The organism is Aliiglaciecola sp. NS0011-25, from assembly GCF_040370605.1.
In the GTDB taxonomy this organism is placed as follows: domain Bacteria; phylum Pseudomonadota; class Gammaproteobacteria; order Enterobacterales; family Alteromonadaceae; genus Aliiglaciecola; species Aliiglaciecola lipolytica_A.
In genome coordinates, this window is the sequence record NZ_BAABWR010000041.1 from 1 (window position 1) to 3,946 (window position 3,946).

A 3,946-nucleotide genomic window follows, 5' to 3' on the forward strand; every position below is an offset into this window, starting at 1 on the left:
TGCGTATCTCAAGTATCGAGTAAATAATGAAGTTAGATTACGAATTAATAAGTAATATTTTGACTAAATTTGTTGAGTCTGACCAATCTATAGTCGACATTAACGACTTTGTTGATCTCTATGACAAAGACTCACAGAAATTAGCTCACCATTTGATCATCATGGAAGAAAAAAGACTGATAACTGGTGCATATTCTCATGGAAAATTGGGTATTGATTTAGAGTATCGTGATGGTAAAGATGTTTACGAATTTTCTCCTGATATGCTTTGGAGAATAACATCCGATGGATATGACTTCGCTGCCGCCTTAAATAAACCAAGTGTTTTAAGCGAGATTAAGACCAGGTTTCAAAAGGAAGGCCTCTCTGTAGTGATTGATATATCTAAAAAAATTGCAACTAAGCAAGCAACAAAGTTCCTAGAAGAATGATACGCATAACAAGAGACTATGGTCTCGAACTTCCGCTATTGGCACTTTTGAGAAATTCGGCTTAGGGCGATAAGCAGACTCTGGACTTTTCAGCCATAAAAGGTAATGTAGCTTACAAGGTAAACAACCTTGCAAGGTCGCACTAATAAACTGTTAGCACGATAGGGAAGCCATGAACAAATCGAGAAGTATTCCAAAAATTCACGTTAGATACAAAAGGTTTCAAAAAGAGCAAAGGGATATTTGGGAATCATTTTGTTTAATCGATTTTTATACACCGAAAATTAAAGATGCAGTTAAAGAAGACGTTTTCCCTCAGCTTTCATTTGATCGTATATGGAATGAAACAAGCAAGGTTGTGAAAAAAAATGATATATACGGGGCACTGCACTCGTTAGCTATCAAAGGAAACTTCAGAAGAACTTTGTTAGAGACTGTTCTTACGTTTGAAGATTACATTACTGATTTAATTCAAAGCGTTTATTTAGATATACCTGGGAAATTATCAACAAGCCAAGATGATGCTAATAACTCATCTGGGTATCAAAAACTCTTAAAATTAGTTTTAACATCTACGGATAAGCAGGAAATAGTTGATAAATTGGTAGAGGAAAAAATTAGAAGCATCTTTTATGGTAATCCTTTAGATGTATTTGAAAAGGATAAAGCAAGGTTAGAGTTTGGGACATACTTTAAAGACAATCATTCTGATGAATTGAAGATCTACCGAAAAGTTATTGCGATGCGTAATGTTATTGCACATAACAATGGACGAATAGATCGCAAATATATTAGAGAAGTGGATTCTGACGCAGAGCTAGGAAAAAAAGTCGAAATTGATAGGGAGTTTTTAAAAGAAGCAATATACACACTGTCAATTTTTGGTGCTCATGCAACGCGTCTAGTTGTTGAGAATGTTTATAAAGAGACTATAAGTGGCAAATTATCTCTGGCGATTAAGGCATTTAAGAAATCGTGCTAACAAGTCATTTAAAAGGACAAAAAACAGTTGGCTTTTGCTACTTCGTCGCTAATTTTTATAGTAAATTTTAAGGTGAGGGTTTTTCTACACCCTCGTTAAAGGGCTCAAGGAGTTCCAATGGCACAGGAAGAAGTTGAAAATCAAGAAGAAGCTATTGAAGAGAAAACTTATGATTTATCTATCATAAGCGATCAAGTCGATATGTTTAAAGATAAATTAGAAGATGAGGATATAAAGTCTCGAATAAACGAGCATGTAAAAAAGATTCTTAAAGATTATAAACTGGACAAATATCACGTTGTTTTTCTTTATGATGAATATAAATCAATAAGTGGCTATCACTCCGATAAAATATATCGTGCCGTAAGCGATCTTGAGAACAAAAAAGATATTCTAATGTTTATTGAAAGTGGTGGCGGACAAATTGAGCCTGCTTATTTAATAAGTAAGTCATGTAAAAGGCTAGCGAAAAATAAATTCGCAATATCTATCCCAAGACGAGCTAAATCAGCAGCGACATTGATATCGCTTGGTGCCACAGAATTACATATGGGATTACTTAGCCAATTAGGCCCAATAGATCCACAATTCAATGGTTTTCCAGCATTAGGCTTAGCAAATGCTGTAGAAAAGATAGCTGAAATGACTTCTAAGCATCCAACTGCATCTGATATGTTTGCTCAATACCTAAACGCTAATGTTAGCATAAGGGATCTCGGGTATTTTGAGAGAATTAATGAATCCGCAACACAATATGCAATACGCTTATTAAATGGTAAAACATTACCAGATTCTAAAACATGTGAAGAGTTAGCAGATCATTTTACGAATCATTATAAAGACCATGGTTTTGTAATTGATTCAGATGAAGCGACTGAGCTATTAGGTCCCTCTTTCATCAAAACAGGTACAAATGAGTATGAGGCAGGCAATGATATATATGAATTCTTCAGGTTTTTAGACTTTCTTTACGGCATATTTAAAGGCAAAAATATGCGTTTTGTTGGGGAACTTGATAATGGATTGGATCTTCTCGACAAAGAGAAATAGCCATTTAACAAGTTGCTCAAACGGACAAAAAACAGTTGGCTTTTGCTCGTTCCTCGCTATTTTAGCCAAAAATTTTTGCCGCTTATCAAAGCGTTGGTATGACTCCCTTTGTCAATAAAAACCGAGTATCTCTCTGACATTTTTTCGGTCCATAATTAGTTATTCTTTCACTCAAATAAATTGAGCTAACGCACCGGATGAGGCAGTAATGTAGTCGGTTGTCATGCTGGTATCCGTAGGTTACTTATTCAGTGAATAAGCAGAGCTGACCTTACTCGTTCCGCCGTAGCACCTTCTCATCAGTCTATGGTCGTGGGTCAATAACATTAAGTTACTGCCATCATCAATAGTTGCAGTTTTCTGGCGGATTGGTTTAGTCTAGGGTAATAATTTTAAACGTAGTTGTTGTGTTAAAGGCTTGTGGCGGCATAGCCGCGATAGTGATAGTTGATGGCGAAATAAATTAATATGCGGTTCTTAGGGTCCGTATCATTTAACTGTTATGTATTCATCCACAGGGAGGTCAATTGGAACAAATTGTTGAACTGCTGAAATTAATCCCATCATCAGCATGGGTTGCATTTTCCACTGCATTACTTACATCCTCACTGACTATTATTGGTATTAGGTATAACAATAAGTTAATCAATGAGCGTTTATTAATTCAGCTAGAGCATGAGAGAAAACTCAAACGAGAAGAACTTGTTAGAGACCGCTTGGAAGAGCTATATGTCGAATCAAGGAGATATATGAATGCCGTAGTGACTCACTTCTTGCCTTATCGACAAGTCATGGAAGGAGAGTTAACATTCAATCAGGCATTGGATCTCAATATTGATAGCGGATATACACACAACCCTGAAAGAGTACATCTGATAATGGACATGTACTTTCCAGAGTTGAGAGATCATTTTTCATCTGTTGAGGAAGTGCTGGAGAAGACAAATGAAATACTGCATGGTTATAAACTACAGTATAAAAAAGGAGATTTCTCCGGAGAAAAATGGCTCCCCCAATTTCAAAAATCATTAGAGTTGCTAAGTGAAACTGCAAGTAATTTTGAAAAGAATGTTCAAAATATTGCTAAAAACACATAAGGAGCAAGGAAGTTGAATGACTGATTCGTTAAATGATGCTCGACAACAATTCATCTCCTGCGAATGGCAGTATGATGTACTACCTGAAAATCATTATGGGTACTCTTCTGTCATGCAAAGCCTTCAGAAGCATGCAAAAGTGAAGGCAGATGCTGGTTTAGAAGAACAAGCAAAAATTCTTGAATTACTTGGGCGTGCCGCATCAATGATGCTTACTCCTGGCAGCCTAAACGAGCCTTTTAGTCCCTACTTTCAAGACTATCAGGCTGGAAGGCGTTCGGCCATTCCTGATGATTTCACGGCAGATGACTTAGCTTTTTTCGAAGTAATACTGAATGACATAGTTGAGCCTTGGTTGAAGGCAAGGCTAGCGGATTTATTATGGC

General features: G+C 36.5%; 5 protein-coding genes. All 5 read left to right on the plus strand.

All coding sequences use genetic code 11. The annotated features are described in order from the left end of the window. The first annotated feature begins 26 nt into the window (after positions 1 to 26). The gene (locus ABWV72_RS21020; protein WP_353372918.1) at positions 27 to 431 is read left to right on the plus strand and encodes a hypothetical protein; all 405 of its coding nucleotides are present in this window, start codon (positions 27 to 29) and stop codon (positions 429 to 431) included. Positions 432 to 603: 172 nt separating this feature from the next. Further along, a complete protein-coding gene (locus ABWV72_RS21025) occupies positions 604 to 1,413 on the plus strand; it encodes a hypothetical protein (protein ID WP_353372920.1) in 810 nt (269 codons plus the stop codon). Between the two features lie 117 nt (positions 1,414 to 1,530). Continuing rightward, entirely contained in the window at positions 1,531 to 2,463 is a 933-nt protein-coding gene (locus tag ABWV72_RS21030; RefSeq protein ID WP_353372922.1) for an SDH family Clp fold serine proteinase, read from the plus strand. 527 nt (positions 2,464 to 2,990) lie between these two features. Beyond that, positions 2,991 to 3,560, plus strand: coding sequence for a hypothetical protein (locus ABWV72_RS21035; RefSeq protein WP_353372924.1), 570 nt, complete (start codon positions 2,991 to 2,993; stop codon positions 3,558 to 3,560). Positions 3,561 to 3,576: 16 nt separating this feature from the next. Then, a partial coding sequence (locus tag ABWV72_RS21040; protein WP_353372926.1) for a DUF7380 domain-containing protein occupies positions 3,577 to 3,946 on the plus strand: 370 nt, incomplete at its 3' end.